Origin of the sequence: Streptomyces sp. NPDC059832, from assembly GCF_042731715.1 — a bacterium.
Taxonomy (GTDB): Bacteria; Actinomycetota; Actinomycetes; order Streptomycetales; family Streptomycetaceae; genus Streptomyces.
This window is the reverse complement of the sequence record NZ_JBHWIY010000010.1, coordinates 107,979-126,499: the sequence shown is the minus strand read 5'-3', so window position 1 is coordinate 126,499 and position 18,521 is coordinate 107,979. Positions and strand designations below refer to the sequence as shown.

Here is an 18,521-nt window from a genome sequence, read left to right as displayed (position 1 = left end):
GACAGAAGCAGACACGGACTCAGACGCACCGGTGCCCGCACCCCGAAGGGTGCGGGCACCGTCCTCCTTCGACTCCGGCGCAGGACGGTCAGGACGTCAGAGCCGGCTTCTTGGCACCCTCGGAGCCGCCCGCCGCATCCACGACGCCCGCCGAGACCTCGGCGCCCGCCGCGTCGACACCGGCCGCGTCCACGGCCTCGTCGCCGTCCTCCACGTGCTGCCGCTGCCGCGCGGGCAGCGCGAACATCACCAGGAAGATCACCGCGAGCACCCCGGCAACCCACCACAGCGAGTGCCGGAACGCCTCCGCGAACGCCGGGCCCACCTCCTGCGGCGCCAGCCGGTCACCGATCGCGCCGAGAAAGACGACCGAGACCAGTCCGAGCCCGAGCGCATTGCCCATCTGCTGCACGGTGTTGATCAGCCCGGAGGCCGAACCGGAGTGTTCCTTGGGCACCTCGGAGAGCACCGCGTCGGTCAGCGGCGCCACGATCAGGCCCATCCCGATACCCATGACCACCAGCGGCAGCGCCATCTGGAAGGACGTGATGTCCATGCCGTACCGGTCGGACTCCCAGATGTAGAGGAGCAGGCCGGCGATCATCAGCAGCGCGCCCGTCTGGAGGACCTTGCGGCCGAAGCGGGGCACCAGCTTCTGTACGGAGATCCCGGCGGCGAAAGACACGGCGATCGAGAACGGGATACCGGTCGTGCCGGCCTTCAGCGCGCTCCAGCCGAGGCCCATCTGCATGTAGAGCGTCCAGACCAGGAAGAAGATGCCGAGCCCGATACCGAAGGTCAGCTGCACGGCGATACCCGCAGCGAAGCTCTTGACCCGGAACAGCGACAGCTCGACGAGCGGCGAACCGTCCTTGCGCGCCTTGCCCCGCTCGAACAGCACCAGCACCAGGAACACCAGCAGGCTGCCGACCATCGATACGTGGCCCCACAGCGGCCAGCCCAGCTCGTGCCCACGGGTCAGCGGGTAGATCAGCATCAGCATGCCCAGGGTCACCAGGGCGACGCCGGCCAGGTCGAGCCGGAGCGCCTTCGGGGCCTTGGACTCGGTGATGAACTTCCGGCCGAGGATCAGGCCCGCGATGCCGACGGGCAGGTTGATCAGGAAGATCGGCCGCCATTCGAGACCGGCGATGTTCCACTCGGTGAGCAGCGCGCCCAGCAGCGGCCCCAGCACGGCACCGAGACCGACGATCGCGCCGAAGAGGCCGAAGACCTTGCCGCGCTCGTGCGCCGGGAAGGTGGCGTGCACGATCGACAGCACCTGCGGAACCATCAGCGCGGCGGTGCCGCCCTGGAGGATGCGGGAGGCGACCAGCATCTCCGGGTTGGCGGCGAAGCCGCAGAGCGCGGAGGCCACGGTGAAGCCGCCGATGCCGATGAGGAACAGCCGCTTGCGGCCGTAGATGTCCCCCAGCCGCCCGCCGGTGATCAGACCGGCCGCGAAGGCCAGGGAGTAGCCGGCGGTGATCCACTGGATCGAGCTGAACGAGGCGCCGGTGTCCTCGCGGATGCTCGGTATGGCGATATTGACGATCGTGACATCGACCAGGTCCATGAAGGCCGCGGTCATGACGATGGCGAGCGCGAACCAGCGTCGCCGGTCCGACGGGTCCGAGGACACCGTTGGCCCGGATGCCGTGGACGACAGAGATGAGGAAGAAGTCATATGAAGAAGCTAAACATCCATTAGGTCGGTCCATGACCTAATGGGTGAGCACCCTGGTGAGACGACCGACACCCCGGCGGAAGGCTGAGGCCATGACCGACACCCCGGCACGACTGCTGAATCTGTTGTCGCTCCTCCAGACACCCCGCGAGTGGCCGGGCAGCGAGCTCGCCGAACGGCTCGATGTCAGCCCGCGCACCATCCGTCGCGACATCGACCGGCTCCGCGAGCTCGGCTATCCCGTCGAGGCCTCGCGCGGATCCATCGGCGGCTACCGGCTCGTCGCGGGCACCGCGATGCCGCCGCTGCTCCTCGACGACGAGGAGGCGGTGGCCATCGCGGTGGGCCTGCGGGCGGGGGCCGGGCATGCCATCGAGGGAGTGGACGAAGCGTCCGTACGGGCGCTGGCGAAGCTGGAGCAGGTGCTGCCGTCGCGGCTGCGGCACCGGGTCTCGACCCTGCAGAACGCGACGATGCCGTTGACCCGGGGCGACGGCTCGACCATCGACCCGCGGACGCTGACCGTGATGGCCTCGGCGGTCACCGGGCAGGAGCGGCTGCGGTTCGCATACCGGGCGGGCGACGGCGCCGAGACGAAGCGGGAGGCCGAGCCGTACCGGCTGGTGAGCACGGGGTGGCGCTGGTATCTCGTGGCGTACGACCTGGGGCGCGAGGGCTGGCGTACGTTCCGGGTCGACCGGGTGAGCGAGCCGTTCGCGACCGGGGCCCGGTTCGCACCGCGCGAGCTGCCCACGGGGGACGCGGCGAGGTTCCTCGCCGGTTCCATCGCCCGGCGGCAGCCGGAGCTGGCGGTCGATGTGAGCTTCGCGGCCCCGGCGGACTTCGTGTCCGCGCGGCTGCCGGCGTCGATGGGTCCGCTGGAGCGGACCGGCGAGAACAGCTGCCGGCTGCGGGCGGTGCTCGCGGACTCGCTGGAGTGGGTGGCACTCCGGCTGGCGCTGGTGGACTGCGACTTCACCGCGCACGAGCCACCGCAGCTGGTGGACTACCTGGGTGATCTGGGTGCCCGGCTGACCCGCGCGGCAGCACGCCGGTCTCCGGGACGGACCGGGTCATGAGCCGAACGGAAGCGGACCGGCCATGAAAGGACCGGTCATGAAAAGGATGAGCCCCGGCGCCAGGGGGGGGTGGGCGCCGGGACTCAGCTCAGGGGGTCACGCGAAGCGACCCATTTCGGAGGTTACTGGACGAAGGCTCACGCCGCAGCATCAAAACCCGTGTCGTGGGCCATTCGCTTCAGTTCGAGCAGCGCGTGCTTCTCGATCTGCCGGATCCGCTCGCGGGTGAGGCCGTGCTGCTTGCCGACCTCGGTGAGGGTCCGCTCGCGGCCGTCCTCGATGCCGTACCTCATGCGGATGATCGACGCGGTGCGGTTGTCGAGCTTGCCGATCAGGTCTTCGAGCTCCTCGCTGCGCAGCAGCGTCATCACCGACTGCTCGGGCGACACCGCGGAGGTGTCCTCCAGCAGATCGCCGAACTGGGTCTCGCCCTCGTCGTCCACGGACATGTTGAGGCTGACCGGGTCGCGGGCCCAGTCCAGGACGTCGCCCACGCGCTCCGGCGTGGAGTCCAGCTCGGCCGCTATCTCGGCGTGCTCCGGGTCGCGGCCGTGTTCACGGTTGAACTCGCGCTGCACCCGGCGGATCCGGCCGAGCTCCTCCACCAGGTGGACGGGGAGCCGGATCGTACGGGACTGGTCGGCTATGGAACGGGTGATGGCCTGACGGATCCACCACGTCGCATACGTGGAGAACTTGAAGCCCTTGGCGTAGTCGAACTTCTCGACCGCTCGCACCAGGCCCGCGTTGCCCTCCTGGATCAGGTCGAGCAGGGGCAGCCCGGCCCGCGGATAGCGGCGGGCGACGGCAACGACGAGCCGGAGGTTGGAACGGATGAATATGTCCTTGGCGCGCTCGCCCTCGGCGACCAGCGCCTCCAGCTCCTCGCGCGTGGCTCCACCGGCTTCGCTGTCCACCGCTCCGTCGAGTATCTGCCGGGCGTAGACGCCCGCCTCGACGATCTGCGACAGCTCGACTTCCTTGGCGGCGTCGAGCAGAGGCGTACGCGCGATCTCGTCCAGGTACATGCCGACCAGGTCGCGATCGGCGATCTCTCCGCCCGAGGCGCGAACACTGCTTGCCCGGCTGGTCCCATTGGTGGCGGACGAACGACGGGCGACGGCACGGGTTGCCATGCGTGCTCCCTTGCTGAGTAGGTCGCGACACCCTTCCGGGTGCCCTGCATCCGATGGAAACAACGACTGGAATCCGGACAGAATTCCCACGCCTGGCATTCATTTTCGCGATCATGCAGTACCCTGTGCCGCCGCGAGGGGAGAGCGCATGCCGGAGAGTCCCACAGAAGCGCAGGTCAGGCCGGGCGTCGAGGGTGATTTGGTGGCGCTCACGGACATCTACAACCATTACGTACGTGAGACCGCGCTCACATTCGACACGACCCCCTTCACTCCCGAACAGCGGCTGCCGTGGTTGCGTTCCCACCCTGAAGACGGCCCGCACCGTCTTCTGGTTGCTCAGGATGTCCGGCTTGTCGGCCCCGCTTCCATCCTGGGATACGCCACCAGCAGCGCTTTCCGCCCCAAGGCGGCGTACGCGACCTCGGTCGAGGTGAGCGTGTACTGCGCTCCCTGGGCCACCGGCCGCGGCATCGGCACGCTCCTCTACACGTCCCTGTTCGAGGCACTCGCCGACGAGGACCTGCATCGCGCGTACGCGGGCATCGCCCAGCCCAACGACGCCTCCGGCCAGCTGCACGAGCGCTTCGGTTTCCGCCATGTCGGTACGTACGCCGAGGTGGGCCGGAAGTTCGGCACGTACTGGGACGTGGCCTGGTACGAGAAGCGACTGGGGCCACAGCCCTAGTCCCCCGGCCGGTCCCGGTCTGGGTCCGCGGTCCGTTACGCCGCGCGGCCCCCGCGCCTAGCGTGCTCGCGTATGGACGACACGAAGAGCACGGACGACACGACGGACACGGGCGGCGGGGCGGGCGCGAACGACGCGGACGGCACCACGGTCGCGGACGACACCACGGGCACGCTCGACGAGGCGCTGGAACGCCTCCACTCCTCGGGCCCCGAACGCGACGGCTGGCTGAGCAATCACGGTCCGATGGCCGTGGAGTCGCTGGTCCGGCACGGTCAGGCACCGGCCGTCCACCGCTGGCTCGACCACTACAGCCACAAGCTGGAGGACATGCCGGACACCGCGACCCGGGTGACGGCGGAGAACTGGCGCGAGGCCCTCGGCGACCCGCGCCGGATCGCGGACTGGACGGCGTACTTCGAACGGGAGACCGCCGAGCGCCCTTGGCGGGACGTCCTCACCGAGTGGTGGCCACGGCTGCTCCCCGGCATCGCGGCGGGCGCCACCCACCCCGCCATCCGGGTCGGCCACTCCGTGCGCACCCTGCTCGCCGGCGAGGCGACCGCGCCCCGGATCACCGAACTCGCCCACGGCCTCGGCTACTGGGCCGCCCGCCACCAGCCGCTGCCCGCGCTGGCCCCTCTCGCGCCCGCGCCCACCGCCGCGGCCGCACTGGACGCCGTACCGCCGGTGCCCGAGCAGAGCGGCGGTATCCGGGACCGGCTGGCGCAGCTCACCGCACTCCCGGTGTGGCCACAGCGGTTCACCGACGACCCGGACGAGGCGCGGGCCCGGCTGGTGGAGCTGGTGCGGGCCGCGACCCACCGGTTCGCCACGCACGGGCACGGCGAACCGATCATGCTGGTGCACGCCGCGACCGCGCCCAATGCCGTGCTGCGCACCCTGCCCGCGCTCCCGCGCGCGCTGTGGGTGCCGAGCCTGGAGGCCGCGTGGGCGGCGAGCGCCGCGGTCACCGCCGCGTACAGTCCGGCCGAGGCAGCCCCGTACGCGCCGGCGACCGCGTCCGCCGACGAGCTGTTCGCGCGGGCGGCGGCGCACGGCAACGATCACACCATCAAGTTCACCGACACCGCGCTGGACATCGGCGACGGGACGGCCCTCGCCGCCGCACTCCGCTCGATCGAACTGAACCCGCCGGCCCTGTGATGTGACGACGCCGGACATGACCCCGGCCCCGGCCCTGTGAACGGGGCCAGGGCCGTGTCCGGGGCCTCGGCCCCGGTCACAGGGGCTCAGCCGAACTGCACCGACCGCTTCGCGAGTCCCATCCAGAACCCGTCGATGACGCTGCGCCCCCGGTCCAGCTCGCTCTCACCGGCGCCGAGCGTCACGAAGAGCGGTGCGAAGTGCTCGGTGCGCGGGTGGGCCAGCCGGCCGGCCGGGGACTTGTGCTCGAAGTCCAGCAGCGCGTCGATGTCCTGCGCCTGGAGCGCCCGGTTCCCCCAGTCGTCGAACTCCGCCGACCAGCCGGGGGTGCCGCCGCCCGCATGCCGCAGGGCGGCCAGGTTGTGGGTGAAGAAGCCGCTGCCGACGATCAGGACGCCCTCGTCGCGCAGCGGCGCGAGCTTGCGCCCGATGTCCATGAGCTTCTGCGGGTCCAGCGTCGGCATGGAGATCTGGAGTACGGGAACGTCTGCGCCCGGGAACATCTCCACGAGCGGGACGTACGCCCCGTGGTCGAGCCCGCGGTCCGGGATGTCCTGCACCGGCGTACCGGCGCCGCGCAGCAGCTTGCGTACGCTCTCCGCCAGCTCCGGGGCGCCCGGGGCGGCGTACTGCACCTGGTAGTAGTGCTCGGGGAAGCCCCAGAAGTCGTAGACCAGCGGGACCGTCTCCGTGGCCCCGAGGGCCAGCGGGGCCTCCTCCCAGTGCGCGGAGACCATCAGGATCGCGCGGGGGCGGGGCAGCCCGGCGGACCAGGCGGCCAGTTCGCCGGGCCAGACCGGGTCGTCGGCCAGCGGCGGGGCGCCGTGGGAAAGATAGAGGGCGGGCATGCGCTCCGCGGTGACTGTCATGGCACTCCCCATCCACTGCTGATCCGGGTAAGTCTTCTACTGGGGTCTTTTTGAGAAGGAAGGATTCTTTAATGTTCAAGCTTCCTTCTCCCGGAGACCTTAGCTCTATCTAGTTCAACTTTCAAGAAAAGGTCGTACAGTGGAGTACATGACCACGGCATCCACCGGTGAGCCCCACTGGCTCTCCGACGAAGAGCAGAGCGTGTGGCGCGCGTATCTCCACGCCACCACGCTCATGGAGGACCACCTCGACCGCCAGTTGCAGCGCGATGCCGGCATGCCACACATCTATTACGGTCTGCTCGTCCAGCTCTCCCAGGCCCCACGCCGCCAGAAGCGGATGACGGAACTGGCCAAGGACGCCAAGATCACCCGCTCGCGGCTCTCGCACGCCGTCGCGCGGCTGGAGAAGAGCGGCTGGGTGCGCCGCGAGGACTGCCCGTCCGACAAGCGGGGCCAGAACGCGGTCCTCACCGACGACGGCTTCGAGATGCTGCGCCGGTCCGCACCGGGCCATGTCGACGCCGTACGCCAGGCGATGTTCGACCGGCTCACGCCCGAGCAGGTGCGCTCGCTGGGCGAGATCATGCAGGTCGTCGCCGCCGGACTGCAGCCGGAGGGCACGAACGCGGACCTGCCCTGGCTGCGCTGAACCGCGCGCATACCGATACGGCTGTGCCCCGGTTCCGTTCGAGCTCGTGAGCTTCGAGCTTCGAGCTTCGAACGGAAACCGGGGCACAGCCGCGTTCACATCGTCTCCGCGCCACCTCGCGCGTCGGTGCTCAGTGGGCGACGACCGGGATCTTGAACTCGTCCTCGACACCGTCGGCGTCACCCGAACCGGAGCCTCCGGTCGCCGGGCCCGCCGAAGGTCGCCCGGCGTTGATGAAGGTCACCGCGATGGCGGAGGCCACCACCAGGATGCCGACGGCCCACCAGATGGCACCGGTGAAGCCGTGCACCATCGACTGGAGCTTCAGCAGCTCCGGGTTCCTGGCGCCGAGTGCGGCGTGCGAGGAGGCGTACGCCGTCGCGGCCGAGGCGGCGATGGTGTTCAGCAGCGCCGTACCGATCGCGCCGCCCACCTGCTGCGAGGTGTTGACCATCGCAGACGCGACACCCGAGTCCCGGGGCTCGACACCGTGCGTGGCCAGCGACATGGCCGGCATGAACGCCGTACCCATGCCCAGACCCAGCAGCAGCTGCGCGGGCAGGATCAGCCCGACGTAGGAGGAGCCGATCTCCAGCTGCGTCAGCAGCAGCATGCCGACGGCGGCGGTCAGGAAGCCGGGACCCATGAGCTTGCGCGCCGGGACCCGGGTCATCAGCCGGGCACCGATCTGCGTGGATCCGGTGATCATGCCCGCGATCATCGGGAGGAAGGCGAAGCCGGTCCTGATCGGCGAGTAGCCCTTCACGACCTGCAGGTAGTACGTCAGGAAGAGGAACAGCCCGAACATCGCGATGACGGCCAGACCCAGCGAGAGGTAGACACCACCGCGATTGCGGTCCATCAGGACGCGCAGCGGCAGCAGCGGCGACTGGACCCTGGACTCGGTCAGGACGAAGGACAGCAGCAGCACACCGGACGCGACGAACATGCCGATGGTCAGCCCGTCCGACCAGCCGGCGGACTCGGCGCGGGTGAATCCGTACACCAGCGAGACCAGACCCAGCGCGGACAGGACGACGCCCGGGACGTCGAGCGACGAGCGGTTGCGGCTGCCGGCCGGCTCACGGATCACGAAGTACGCGCCCGCGGCCGCGATGACGGCGAACGGGATGTTGACGAAGAACGTCCAGCGCCAGTTCAGCGCCTGGGTCAGGAAGCCGCCGAGTATCAGACCGACGGCGCCGCCGCCACCGGCGATCGCACCGTAGATGCCGAACGCCTTGGCGCGCTCCTTGGCATCGGTGAACATCACGGCGAGCAGCGACAGGGCCGCCGGCGCGAGCAGCGCGCCGAAGACGCCCTGGAGCGCGCGGGAGCCGAAGAGCATGCCCTGGTTCTGCGCCGCGCCACCGAGCGCGGAGGCCAGCGCGAAGCCGATCAGGCCGACGACGAAGGTCCGCTTGCGTCCCCAGAGGTCGGCGATCCGGCCTCCGAAGAGCAGCAGCCCGCCGAAGGCCAGGGCGTACGCCGTGATGACCCACTGCTTGTTGGCATCGGAAATACCCAGGGCCGTCTGGGCGTGCGGCAGCGCGATGTTCACGATCGTGGCATCGAGAACGACCATCAGCTGCGCAAGGGCGATGAAGGCCAGCGCTTTCCAGCGACTGGGGTCCGGGAGTCGGATATCGGCTGTTTTTGACATGGGTGTATCCACCTAAGGACGCGCAAGTACGCGAAGAGTCGTGAAACCGGGATGCCGGTGAAGATGAACCGGGATGCCGGCGAAAAGGGAAGACGGTGAACGGGCGGGCGGGTGATGAAAGGGATGGTCAAGGCGTGGCGGACGTGCCGCCGGACTCCTCGTTCAGGAGCCCGGCGCGGATGTCATGGCCGGCGCCGCAGATCCTCCAAGGTCGCTGCCGTTCCCGGCAGTTCGGACCGGGCCGGGGCCTCCAGTCCGTCCAGGAACAGCTGTAGATGACGGTGGGTGAACCGGTCGATGTCCAGGCAGCCGGTGCCGGGCAGTGGCCGGGTGAGCTGCGAGAGGGCGACGAGTACGTCACCGACGGCGATGTCGGTGCGCAGCCGCCCCGCGGACATGGCGCGCGACACGAGCCCCTCGACGGCCCCTTCGAGGCGTTGGCGCTCGGCGAGCAGTTCGGGATGGTCCTTGTCGAAGCCGCCGGAAAGCATCGGGCACAGCGCCCCGATCCGCTCGTCGGCCGCCGCGTGCACGAAGCGGCTGAGCGCGGCGAAGGGGTCGGCCTCCCCGGCCACCGCCTCCTCCACACGGTCGGTGGTCCGGGAGATGACCGCGAGCACGACCTCGTGCACCAGCGCGGCCCGGTCGGGGAAGTTCCGGTAGAGCGTGGCGTTGCCGACGCCGGCGCGCCTGGCGACCTCGTCGAGCGGGACGTCGGGCCCGAACTCGACGAACATCTCGCGCGCGGCCGTCACGATCCGCTCCCGGTTGCGCAGCGCATCGGCCCGCGGACGGGGCGTCCGGGGCTGCGTCGCTCCGGTGGCGGTACGACTGACGGTGTCCACGACGACTGTCCCTCCTACTGCTTCCACGGCTTCCACGGCTTCCACGGCTTCTGCTCTGCTGCTTCCACTGTGGCGCTCTTCGTTCTCCACGGCGCCCTCTTGGCGCCCCCCCGTAACCGGGGACCGTCTCCCCGTTTCGCGGGGACACGGATTCAAACGGGGAAACCGTCCCCGCTTATTTCCCCATTCTCATGTGACCTGAGTCACGTGACCGAAGTGGGAAACCAGCCGAACGGCGCACCCAACGAGCGGCGCCGCACCACCCGCAAGAGGCTGATCCGCAGAGCGCAGTCAGGGCCGGCCGACTGCCGCGGACCCCGAGGCGCCTATATGCAGAAGCCCCGCCACCGGATACGCAACCACCGCCACCCGATCGCGCTCGCCTCCGCAACAGCCCTGGTCATAGCCGCAATGGCCACAGCCAGCAACACTCTTCCGATAGCCAGCCGGGCCTCGGCCGGCCCGGTGGCCACCGCCCGTTCGGCAGGCATAGCCCCGTGCCGAATACCGGCGACCGTGGGCGTACAGATGTCGGAAGGCATGCCGACACCGGAGGGCTACGCCCGCTCCACGGGCAAGGTCCGTGCCCTCAACCTGATGATCGACTTCCCGGACGCACCGGGCGCCGGTTCCGCGATGGACCGGTACGCCGAATTCTTCCCGCAGACCACCAGCTGGTTCCGGACCGCATCGTACGGACGGCTCACGTACGTCCCCGACGCCCCGTTGAAATCCTGGCTGCGGATGCCACTGCCGCTCTCGGAGTACGGGGTGGAGCGCGGCTCACCGTACGAGCCGGGCTACCGCCACCTCGTCAAGGACATCATCGCCGCCGCCGATCCGAAGGTGGACTTCACCGCGTACGACCTGGTCAACATCCTGGTCACCCCGAACGCCGGCCCCTCCGCCCTGGACACCGTCCTGTCCGTGACCTTCTCCGGCAACGACGACGCCCCGCGGGCGGACGGCGCCCCGCTCGCCAACACGTCCTTCATCTACAGCCGCCAGGACGACGGCTCGGGCTCGTTCAAACAGACCGGATACCGCGTCCTGCCGCACGAGAACGGCCATGTCTTCGGCCTCCCCGACCTCTACACGATGGAGGGCGGCGGCTCGGTCGGGCACTGGGACATCATGTCCGAGGACTGGGGCGCCAACAACGACCTGCTGGGCTGGCACAAGTGGAAGCTGGGCTGGCTGGACAACAACCAGATCAGCTGCGCCGCACGGCCCGGCACCAGCGACCACGTACTCGAACCACTGGCCACCCGGGGCGGCATCAAGCTGGCATTCGTACCGCTGAGCAGCGAGTCCGGCTATGCGGTGGAGGTGCGGACCAAGGCCGGCAACGACCAGGCGGTCTGCAAGCCGGGCGTACTGATCTACAAGGTGAGCTCGGACATCGACACCGGACAGGGTCCGGTGTCCGTCGCGGACAGCACCAAGGGAGGCGCCGGCTGCACCCGGCTGCCCAATGTGCACTCCGAACTGTCCGACGCCCCCTTCCGGCCCGGCGAGACCTTCACCGACCGGACCAGCGGGATACGCATATCCGTGGTCGACAAGGACAAGAAGGGAAACTACCGAGTCCGCATAACGCGCCCCTGACCACGCCGCCCGCTCGCTCCCCTATCGCTCCCGCGTCGCCCTTCCTGTCGCCCCACCTATCGCCCCCGGACCTCCGCTTCGACGGGCCCGCGCAGCTCCCGCTTGAGGATCTTCCCGGTCGGATTCCGGGGCAGCGGCTCGTCCCGTACGAGCACATGGGCCGGAACCTTGAAAGCGGCCAGGCTGCGCCCGACGTGCGCCCTCAGCTCCTCGGCCGTGACGGTGGCACCGGCCCGCAGCCGGACGACGGCGGCCACCTCCTCGCCCAGGACCGGGTGCGCCACCCCCAGCACCGCCGCGTCCTCGACGTCCGGGTGGTCGTGCAGCACCGCCTCGACCTCCACGCAGTAGACGTTCTCCCCGCCGCGGATCACCATGTCCTTGATCCGGTCGACGATGCCGACCCGCCCCTCGTGCACCACCGCGAGATCCCCGGTCCGGAACCATCCGTCGGTGAACGCCCGAGCGGTCGCCGCCTCGTCACGCCAGTAGCCGCGGACCAGTGACTGACCGCGCAGCCACAGCTCCCCGACCTCCCCCTCGGGCAGCGCCTCGCCCGCGGGCCCGGCGATCCGCACCTCGGTGGTGGGTGTCGGACGGCCGACGCTGCCCGGGTGGAGCCGGTACTCGGCACCGAAGTTCGCCAGGACACCACCGCTGGTCTCGGTCAGGCCGTAGCCGTTGCGGGGTTCGATCCGGTCGCCGTGCCGGGCGGTCAGCCGGGCGACCAGATCGGGCGGAGCAGCGGCCCCGCCGGTGCTCAGCATCTGCAGACCCTCCAGGCCGTCGCCCGCCCGCTCGGCCGCGGCGAGCAGCTGGAGCGCGGTCGCCGGGACACCGGCGTAGTGGGTGACGCCGTGCTCGCGGATCAGGCGGAGCGCTTCCTCGGCGTCCCACTTCCGCATCAGGACGAGGGTGCCGCCCGCCGCCATCGCCGCGTAGAAGCCGGTGAACGCGGCGACGTGGAAGAACGGGAAGGTCAGCAGCGACACCGGGGCGGGCCCCTGCCCCGGGATCAGCCCGCGGCCGAGCGCGGAGGCGGCCGCGTGGAACCGCGGGTTGACCACCGCCCCCATCTGGGCGAGATGGGTGGCGACCGCGCCCTTGGGCCGGCCGGTGGTGCCGGAGGTGTAGATGATCGTCGCGTCGTCCTCGGGCCGGATCTCGACCTCGGGGGGTGCGGCGAGCGGATCGGGCGCGGGCAGGTCCTCGTACCGTTCGACACCGTCCGGGACGGTCTCCTCCGCGTGGAAGACCACCACGCGCGCCCCGTTCTCCGCCGCCCACCCGGCGACCCTGGGCAGCCGCTCGCCGTCCACCAGGAGCACCCGCGGCCCGGAGTCGTCCAGCGCGTACGTGAACTCCTCCTCCGTCCACCAGGCGTTGAGCGGTACGGCGACCAGCCCGGCCAGCTGCGCCGCCCAGAAGGCGATCTGCCACTCGGGGTGGTTGCGCATCGCGACGACGGCCCGGTCACCCCGGCGCAGCCCGTACGTCCCGGTCATCCGGCACGCCAGCGCGGACGCGGCGGCGAAGAACTCGGCGTACGAGTAGCTGCGCTCCCCCGAGATCAGGAAGGGCCGGTCCCCGAAGGCCCAGGTGGTCTCCACGAACTCACGGAGCGTCCTGGGCCCGTCCGCGTACACGAGCGAGCCGGCGTGCACCCCGTCCTCCACCCGCACCACGGCGAACGGGGCTCCCGGGCCGGTCAGCGCGGCTTCGATACGGACGGCGGCCTGCGCGGCGGCCGCGACCGCCTCCGGATCGGGGCCGACGGGGGTCGGGCCGGGGGCGGCGAAGCCCGGTCCGGGGGTGGCGGGAGTCGGGTCGATGTGCGGCACGAGCGACCTTTCTAAGCGTCTAAGCGCTTGCTCATTATATTCGCGACGCTATGCCCGCCCCCGCCCCCCGTCAAGACGCCCCGGCCCCCTCGCCCGCCGGCTCAGCGCCCGGCCGGGGACCCGGCCCGCGCGGCGGCGACGAGCTCCTCCAGACGGCCTTCACCGAGGGCCCCGGACGCCGTCGAGGCGACCCGTCCTCGCGCGTCCACGACGAGGGTGACGGGCAGCCCCTGGGTGGTCAGCAGCCCCTTGGGCAGCGCGAAGAGCTGCTTTCCACCGGGGTCGAGAATGCTGGGGTAGGGCATGTGGAACTCACGGGCGAAGGCACGCGCCGCATTGGCGGAGGCGTCCCGGTTCAGCCCCAGGACAACGACCCCCTGGTCCTTCATCTTCCGGTGGTAGCCCACCAGGACCGGGGTCTCCTTACGACAGGGCCCGCACCAGGAGGCCCACGCGTTGACCACGACGGTCTTCCCCGCGTAGTCGGAGAGCCGCACCGGGCTCCCGTCGGCACCGCTCCCGGTGAAGTCCGGCGCGGCAGGACGGTGCGCACTGTCTATCGTCAGCGTGCCGTCCTTGCCGCGGTGATAGCCCTCGGGAGTACCCGGACTACCTCCGGTCATGATCGCACCGACGAGGGCGACGGCGCAGGCAAGGGCGGCCAGGAAGGGAACATAGGGGCGTTTCATGGGGGGTCCTTCGGGGCGACGGCGGTCAGGCGCCACCCGGCGTCCGGGCCGGGGGATCCCGAACCCACACCGCGCCACCACCCCGGGTCACCCGTGCGGCGACACCCGGCATCCCGAGGAGCCCGGGATCCGCGGTGCGGTGCGGACGCGGCATGCGGGCATACGGGAACACCCCCGTGCATGCTGAACAACGGTTCTTGCTGGTCAGTCAGAACGGTACGCCCACCCCCAACTCCCTCCGCGAACAACCCCCTTGCGACCACCTCCCCCAATGCCACCTCCCCACCGAACCCCACCCACCCGAAGGCCGACTCCCCTGCCCGACACGACACGGCACGCCGTCACCGAGGGCGCCAGGATCCCCGCCGACCGGCCACACGACCGACCGCGGCCCCAACGGGGGCGACCTCCGCAAGCCCCATCCGCTACGCTGTCAGCGCCGCCTTCGTAGCTCAGGGGATAGAGCACCGCTCTCCTAAAGCGGGTGTCGCAGGTTCGAATCCTGCCGGGGGCACAACGCATTACCGCTCTGACCTGGGGTTTCCCCAGGGAGGCGCTCCATTCGGCCTCGGACTTCCCGTCCGGGGCCGTTCGCATACGCGGACCGGCCACGCCGCCCACGCCGTCATCGCGGGCGTACCGGACAGTGGGCGGATCCGTGTGGCGCCGTGGGTGAGACAACGTCCTGGGCTCGATACGACAGATGCCCGATGCTGATCGATCGGCCAGGCGGGGGTGAGCCCGCGGGGTCAGAGGGTCAGCGTCATACCGGCGGGGGCGCCGTCCCGGTGAGGACGGCGCCCCTGCTCGGGAACGCTCTCCGTACGTGGCTATCGGACGTCGACGAAGTCGCCGGCCGCGTTGATCGCCGGAGTCGTCGTCGTGCCCGCGAAGCTGTAGCGGAAGTAGCCGTCGGTGGCGGCGGTGACGGTCGTCTTGAGGTTGCCCGTCGAGTCGGACTTGATCGTCTTCACCGTGGTGTAGGTGTTGCTGCCCTTCTTGCGGAACTGCAGCTTCACCGACTGGTTCGTGTAGCCGTGGTACTTGTTGTCCTCCCAGTTGGCCCGGGAGAGCTTGCCGGTGACCGTAATGGTCTTGCCCTTCTTCACCGGCTCCGGCGAGGCGTTGACCGTCAGCTTCGAGTAGCGCTGCACCTTGAATGTGGTGGCCGCGTCGCGGTGGATGAAGTTGGAGTCATTGGCGGAGACCAGCGTGCCGAGCTTCCAGGTGGCTGCCGCGTTGTTGCCGACGAAGCCGACCGACGCCTTCGGGTCGAACGTCAGCGTGCCGGTGCAGGTCGACGTGGTGGCGCTCGCCTTGGCGCACTTGATCTCGTCGTCCCAGATCTGCGCGTAGTTCGGCTTCGGGCCGAAGGCGCTGATGTAGGTGGTCTCGGCGATACCGGAATCGTCCGACGCGGTCACCGAGACCTTGGCGGACACCACGTTGGTAGTACCGACCACGACCGGCTTGCCGCCGTTGATGACGACCTTGTCGATCGTGATATTGCCCGCGCCGCCGTCCTCCGCCTGGGCTGCGGTAGCCCCGATCGCGGTGACGGCCAGCGCGGCGCCGGTGCCGAGCACGGCAAGGCGCATGGTTGTACGCATGAATTCCCCCCACGGATTCATTGATTGATCAGAGGGAGCGTACGGCGCTGGCCAACGGTTCACCACGTTGTTGTTCAACACCGCGGAGCCGTTCTCAGTCGTCCGCGCGGCTTCCCCGGCTGCCCGAGTCAGTACCCGGGGGGCGCTCGCGTCAGTACCCGGGGCCGCTCGCGAGGTATTGCACAGAGGCTTATCGGCCCCCTCGACTGTCGGACCGGACGACGAGCCGGACCTCCAGGTGGCGGGCGAGTGCGGTGACGGACGGGCGCGGTCGAGCTCGTCGGCCGGGGCGCGTCGCGCGCCCGCGCACCGCCTTCGTAGAGTCGGGGAAATGAACCCGGACCACGCTCCCGACACCGACGAACTGCTGCGCGGTACGTACGCCCGACTGCTGCCCGCCGACTCGATCACCCCTGAGATCGCCGGTTCCCTTCGCTACGCGCGTCTCGTGGCCGACGGCCTCGTCTTCGCCTATGCCCTCGACCGGCCCACCGATGTACGGATCCTCACCGACCCGGACGTGGAGAGCGTCGGCCTGGAGGAGCTGGGGCGGGCGGCGTACGAGAACCTGTTGCGCGTACCCGTCACGCACGAGGAGATCCCCTTCGAGGGGACGACCCTGCACTCCTTCTACGGCGACTCGCACTTCATCGGGAGCCAGGCGCTGTTCCTGTCCGCCGCGGTCCGGCAGGTCACCGGCGAGTCGCTTCCGCACGCCGGTGCCCTCGTCGTCATGCCGAGCCGCCACAACCTGGTGTACCACCCGATCGCCGACGGCACGGTGGTCGATGCCGTCAACGGCCTCGCCTCCTACGCGCTGGGTGCCTTCGAGGACGGGCCGGGGGCACTGTCCCCGCGGGTCTACTGGTGGCACCGCGGCAGCCTGAAGTCGCTCACGGCCATCGACGAGGACACCCGGTCCTTCTCCATCCAGCCGCCGCCACAGCTGCTCGGCCTGATGAAGGGCCTGGTCCGTCTCGACCGCGCCGGCCGGCTCGCCACCCGTACCGTCGCCGAGGCGCCCGCTCCCGACCTCGCCGAACTCACCCGCGCCACAGCCGAGTCGATAGCGGGTCTCTCCCAGGGCCCGGCCGCCGACCTGGGCGGCGCCTTCGCCTCCGCCGTGGCCCACGCACACGCCCACTGCGCCGCCGACCCCAGGGCGGCGCAGATCGACACGTGGGACGCCTGGGCCACCGCCGTACAGCTCGGCTGCGCCCTGTTCACCGGTGCGCGGGCCCAGGACTGCCGGCTGGGCGAGGACCTCGTCCGGCAGCTGCCGGCCACGCCCGCCGCACCGCCCGCGGACGCCCGTGCCTGGCTCGACGCCCTCTACCTGGCGATCGTGTGCCGGAAGGGGGACCGGATCCGGCGGCTGTGCCAGGTGCCGCTGGAGACTCTGCGGCAGGACGACTCCGTCGACGCGTACGTGTTGTGCTGGATCGACACCTTGCAGACCTACTTCTCCGAACGCGACTCCATGGACGGGGTCGTGGAGAAGCTGGTCGCCACCATGAAGGCGTCCGCGCCCGACGAGGTGACCCACGCGCCGATGGAGTTCGTGAACGGGATCGACTACCAGCCGGTCGCGCTCTTCCACCGTCTCGTCGCGCAGGACCACGACGCCTTCGCCGAGACACTCTCCGAAGCCCTCACGGAACACGGCGCCCACTGGGGCGAGTCGGCGGCACCGCGCGCCCGAGTGGCCCTGGGGCCATTGGCGATGGCGAGTCTCGCCTTCGACCACGGGTTCCCCCTCGCTCCGGCACAGCCGTACCTGCCCCTGTACCTGCTCAACCGCGAACGGATCGAGGAGATCGCCAGCCCCTGACCCTGCCCCCGGTCCCCCGCCGGGCCCTCGTTGGGCGTCGCCGGGCGTCGCCGGGCCCTCGGCTCACGGTGTGACGATGGCGAACTCCTGTCCGCCGCACCGCCACACTGCCCGCACGGCTTGACCGGGGCACGCGAGCCCGGCGTGATTCAAACGCGAGGCCCCAGGTCGCCCACGGAGTCCGCGTAGTAGGCCGACTCGGCCAGGTGAAAGGCGAGTTGGCGGAAGGTCCAGCCCGTCCCGGCCGACCGGTCGAGCTCGTCGGGTGTCAGGGCGTCCAGGCGGTTCGCCCAGATCCTGGCCAGGCGGGTGAGCCGGCTGCGTGCCTCGTCGAGGTCGGCCGCGGTGAACGGGGCGAGGTCGGCCTCGGTGGTGGTCGCCGAGGCGTGCCAGTGGTCGGGCTGCGTCTCCTCGCCTACGAGCCGCGCCTCCATCTCGGCGAGATGGTCGACCATGTGGTCGGCGACGCGGCGGATCGCCTTGTGCGGGGTGTAGAGCCGGTCACCGGCGGGGACGGGGCGGCCGTCCCAGGCGGTCCAGGTCGCGGCGAGGGCCAGGACGTGGTCGACCATGGCCGTCAGGAGCTGCGCGGGGTCGCGGCCGTCGGTCGCCGGGGCCGCATCGGGGATGTCGGGGGTGTTGGGGGTGGCGCCGGAAGCGCCGGGGGCGTTGTGGACATCGGGGGCGTTGCCAGGCGCGCCGGGGGCATTGTGGGAAGTGCCGGGGGCGTTGCCAGACGCGCCTGGGGCATTGCCGGAAGTGCCGGAGGCGTTGCGGGAAGTGCCGGAGGCGGGCTCGGTGTTCGTCATGGGCCGACGCTAGATCCGGGACGCTTCGGCCCCCACCGAACCGTCACCGTTCCGGATCAGGAGGACGTGACGTCCCTCGAACGCGGACGCCTGCCCGGGGAGGCGCAGTTGGGGCACCAGTAGCCCTCCTTATGGACGAATATCCACCCGAGCTCCTCGATGTACGGGGAGGCGACGGTCGCGCTGTGCAGCAGATGGCCGAACAGGTCGGTCTCGATGTCCGGCGGCGGTTCCGCGATGACCAGGTCGAACACGGCCCGCGCCTGGCAGCGTCCGCGGTCGCACGCGAGGTAGAACCGCACAGGGCCGGGCGGATCTCCGCCGGTGGTCAGGCTCATCTCTCCACT

At 70.3% G+C, this 18,521-nt stretch carries 16 protein-coding genes and 1 tRNA gene; 7 read left to right on the top strand and 10 right to left on the bottom strand.

All coding sequences use genetic code 11. From position 1 onward, the window contains the following. Positions 1-88: 88 nt before the first annotated feature. Positions 89-1,687, bottom strand: a complete 1,599-nt coding sequence (locus tag ACFV8T_RS19605; protein ID WP_385328959.1) for an MFS transporter — start codon at positions 1,685-1,687, stop codon at positions 89-91. Positions 1,688-1,779: 92 nt separating this feature from the next. On the opposite strand from ACFV8T_RS19605, the gene ACFV8T_RS19600 reads away from it, so the two are divergent. Continuing rightward, a complete protein-coding gene (locus ACFV8T_RS19600) occupies positions 1,780-2,766 on the top strand; it encodes a helix-turn-helix transcriptional regulator (RefSeq protein WP_385328958.1) in 987 nt (328 codons plus the stop codon). Between the two features lie 137 nt (positions 2,767-2,903). Here the strand turns inward: ACFV8T_RS19600 and ACFV8T_RS19595 are convergent, their stop codons facing one another. After that, positions 2,904-3,902, bottom strand: a complete 999-nt coding sequence (locus ACFV8T_RS19595) for an RNA polymerase sigma factor RpoD/SigA (RefSeq protein WP_385328957.1) — start codon at positions 3,900-3,902, stop codon at positions 2,904-2,906. 148 nt (positions 3,903-4,050) lie between these two features. Between ACFV8T_RS19595 and ACFV8T_RS19590 the strand changes: the two genes are divergently transcribed. Together ACFV8T_RS19590 and ACFV8T_RS19585 are read left to right on the top strand one after the other, a co-directional pair. Then, the gene (locus ACFV8T_RS19590; RefSeq protein WP_385328955.1) at positions 4,051-4,590 is read left to right on the top strand and encodes a GNAT family N-acetyltransferase; all 540 of its coding nucleotides are present in this window, start codon (positions 4,051-4,053) and stop codon (positions 4,588-4,590) included. Between the two features lie 72 nt (positions 4,591-4,662). Further along, complete coding sequence (locus ACFV8T_RS19585; RefSeq protein WP_385328954.1) at positions 4,663-5,757, top strand: questin oxidase family protein; 1,095 nt, start codon at positions 4,663-4,665, stop codon at positions 5,755-5,757. Between the two features lie 86 nt (positions 5,758-5,843). Here the strand turns inward: ACFV8T_RS19585 and ACFV8T_RS19580 are convergent, their stop codons facing one another. After that, positions 5,844-6,626, bottom strand: a complete 783-nt coding sequence (locus ACFV8T_RS19580; protein WP_385328952.1) for a dioxygenase — start codon at positions 6,624-6,626, stop codon at positions 5,844-5,846. Between the two features lie 139 nt (positions 6,627-6,765). Here ACFV8T_RS19580 and ACFV8T_RS19575 point away from each other — a divergent pair, with 139 nt between their 5' ends. Continuing rightward, positions 6,766-7,278 (top strand): MarR family winged helix-turn-helix transcriptional regulator, encoded by a 513-nt coding sequence (locus tag ACFV8T_RS19575; RefSeq protein ID WP_385328950.1) that lies wholly within the window; start codon positions 6,766-6,768, stop codon positions 7,276-7,278. Between the two features lie 130 nt (positions 7,279-7,408). Here the strand turns inward: ACFV8T_RS19575 and ACFV8T_RS19570 are convergent, their stop codons facing one another. Both ACFV8T_RS19570 and ACFV8T_RS19565 read right to left on the bottom strand, forming a co-directional pair. Next, positions 7,409-8,941 (bottom strand): MFS transporter, encoded by a 1,533-nt coding sequence (locus tag ACFV8T_RS19570; RefSeq protein ID WP_385328948.1) that lies wholly within the window; start codon positions 8,939-8,941, stop codon positions 7,409-7,411. A 182-nt stretch (positions 8,942-9,123) separates the two neighbouring features. After that, complete coding sequence (locus tag ACFV8T_RS19565; RefSeq protein WP_385328947.1) at positions 9,124-9,786, bottom strand: TetR/AcrR family transcriptional regulator; 663 nt, start codon at positions 9,784-9,786, stop codon at positions 9,124-9,126. Between the two features lie 330 nt (positions 9,787-10,116). Here ACFV8T_RS19565 and ACFV8T_RS19560 point away from each other — a divergent pair, with 330 nt between their 5' ends. After that, complete coding sequence (locus ACFV8T_RS19560; RefSeq protein WP_385329239.1) at positions 10,117-11,394, top strand: M6 family metalloprotease domain-containing protein; 1,278 nt, start codon at positions 10,117-10,119, stop codon at positions 11,392-11,394. A 56-nt stretch (positions 11,395-11,450) separates the two neighbouring features. On the opposite strand, the gene ACFV8T_RS19555 is transcribed toward ACFV8T_RS19560, so the two are convergent. Together ACFV8T_RS19555 and ACFV8T_RS19550 are read right to left on the bottom strand one after the other, a co-directional pair. After that, complete coding sequence (locus ACFV8T_RS19555) at positions 11,451-13,235, bottom strand: class I adenylate-forming enzyme family protein (RefSeq protein WP_385328945.1); 1,785 nt, start codon at positions 13,233-13,235, stop codon at positions 11,451-11,453. A gap of 101 nt (positions 13,236-13,336) precedes the next feature. Beyond that, the gene (locus tag ACFV8T_RS19550) at positions 13,337-13,924 is read right to left on the bottom strand and encodes a TlpA family protein disulfide reductase (RefSeq protein ID WP_385328943.1); all 588 of its coding nucleotides are present in this window, start codon (positions 13,922-13,924) and stop codon (positions 13,337-13,339) included. A 441-nt stretch (positions 13,925-14,365) separates the two neighbouring features. Between ACFV8T_RS19550 and ACFV8T_RS19545 the strand changes: the two genes are divergently transcribed. After that, positions 14,366-14,438: transfer RNA gene (locus ACFV8T_RS19545), tRNA-Arg, on the top strand. A gap of 316 nt (positions 14,439-14,754) precedes the next feature. On the opposite strand, the gene ACFV8T_RS19540 is transcribed toward ACFV8T_RS19545, so the two are convergent. Beyond that, a complete protein-coding gene (locus ACFV8T_RS19540; protein WP_385328942.1) occupies positions 14,755-15,534 on the bottom strand; it encodes a calcium-binding protein in 780 nt (259 codons plus the stop codon). Positions 15,535-15,865: 331 nt separating this feature from the next. Here ACFV8T_RS19540 and ACFV8T_RS19535 point away from each other — a divergent pair, with 331 nt between their 5' ends. Next, positions 15,866-17,365: an immunity 49 family protein gene (locus ACFV8T_RS19535; protein ID WP_385328940.1), complete on the top strand. Its 1,500-nt coding sequence runs from the start codon at positions 15,866-15,868 to the stop codon at positions 17,363-17,365. A gap of 149 nt (positions 17,366-17,514) precedes the next feature. Here ACFV8T_RS19535 and ACFV8T_RS19530 read toward each other — a convergent pair whose 3' ends face one another. Together ACFV8T_RS19530 and ACFV8T_RS19525 are read right to left on the bottom strand one after the other, a co-directional pair. Next, entirely contained in the window at positions 17,515-18,174 is a 660-nt protein-coding gene (locus ACFV8T_RS19530; protein ID WP_385328939.1) for a hypothetical protein, read from the bottom strand. 56 nt (positions 18,175-18,230) lie between these two features. Next, positions 18,231-18,512 carry a hypothetical protein gene (locus tag ACFV8T_RS19525; protein ID WP_385328937.1) on the bottom strand — a complete coding sequence of 94 codons (282 nt, stop codon included), beginning with the start codon at positions 18,510-18,512 and terminating at the stop codon, positions 18,231-18,233. Between the last annotated feature and the right edge of the window lie 9 nt (positions 18,513-18,521).

What these genes read in the sequence shown, in the direction of transcription:
- ACFV8T_RS19600 (WP_385328958.1), top strand. Translation starts at nt 1,780, where the DNA reads ATGACCGACACCCCGGCACGACTGCTGAATCTGTTGTCGCTCCTCCAG.
- ACFV8T_RS19570 (WP_385328948.1), bottom strand. Translation starts at nt 8,941, where the DNA reads ATGTCAAAAACAGCCGATATCCGACTCCCGGACCCCAGTCGCTGGAAA.
- ACFV8T_RS19540 (WP_385328942.1), bottom strand. Translation starts at nt 15,534, where the DNA reads ATGCGTACAACCATGCGCCTTGCCGTGCTCGGCACCGGCGCCGCGCTG.
- ACFV8T_RS19585 (WP_385328954.1), top strand. Translation starts at nt 4,663, where the DNA reads ATGGACGACACGAAGAGCACGGACGACACGACGGACACGGGCGGCGGG.
- ACFV8T_RS19560 (WP_385329239.1), top strand. Translation starts at nt 10,117, where the DNA reads ATGCAGAAGCCCCGCCACCGGATACGCAACCACCGCCACCCGATCGCG.
- ACFV8T_RS19605 (WP_385328959.1), bottom strand. Translation starts at nt 1,687, where the DNA reads ATGACTTCTTCCTCATCTCTGTCGTCCACGGCATCCGGGCCAACGGTG.
- ACFV8T_RS19525 (WP_385328937.1), bottom strand. Translation starts at nt 18,512, where the DNA reads ATGAGCCTGACCACCGGCGGAGATCCGCCCGGCCCTGTGCGGTTCTAC.
- ACFV8T_RS19580 (WP_385328952.1), bottom strand. Translation starts at nt 6,626, where the DNA reads ATGACAGTCACCGCGGAGCGCATGCCCGCCCTCTATCTTTCCCACGGC.
- ACFV8T_RS19535 (WP_385328940.1), top strand. Translation starts at nt 15,866, where the DNA reads ATGAACCCGGACCACGCTCCCGACACCGACGAACTGCTGCGCGGTACG.
- ACFV8T_RS19530 (WP_385328939.1), bottom strand. Translation starts at nt 18,174, where the DNA reads ATGACGAACACCGAGCCCGCCTCCGGCACTTCCCGCAACGCCTCCGGC.
- ACFV8T_RS19595 (WP_385328957.1), bottom strand. Translation starts at nt 3,902, where the DNA reads ATGGCAACCCGTGCCGTCGCCCGTCGTTCGTCCGCCACCAATGGGACC.
- ACFV8T_RS19590 (WP_385328955.1), top strand. Translation starts at nt 4,051, where the DNA reads ATGCCGGAGAGTCCCACAGAAGCGCAGGTCAGGCCGGGCGTCGAGGGT.
- ACFV8T_RS19550 (WP_385328943.1), bottom strand. Translation starts at nt 13,924, where the DNA reads ATGAAACGCCCCTATGTTCCCTTCCTGGCCGCCCTTGCCTGCGCCGTC.